Consider the following 400-nt stretch of genomic DNA (forward strand, 5'->3'; position numbering starts at 1 on the left):
CTTCCTTTGTACTCACCCTCTCGGGCTTTCCTCCGGGCGCTTCCCTTCGGTCTTACTTTGTTTTGCTTCGTTCTTGCGTTTCCGACTCTATCAGATCGTTTCCGGTCCGATTTTCCTCGATGCTTTCCAGGTTTCCGCTTTCGCGTTTCCCTTTCCGGCGGTTCCGACTTTATCAGAGATTCTGAGTCGGAATTTCCATCCCGCTCGGGGTGGCTCCCGGCACGCAGTTGTGCTGGGTTCCCGTTCAGGCGGAGCCGTAAACGTACTGGAGCGGGGGGGGGGGGGGGGGGGAGGAGGGGGGAGGGGGGGGGGGGGGGGGGGGGGGGGGGGGGGGGCGGGGGGAGGGGGGGGGGGGGGGGGGGGGGGGGGGGGGGGAGGGGGGGGGGGAGGGGGGGGGGGT

The sequence above is a fragment of the Streptomyces sp. NPDC029292 genome, from assembly GCF_055569295.1.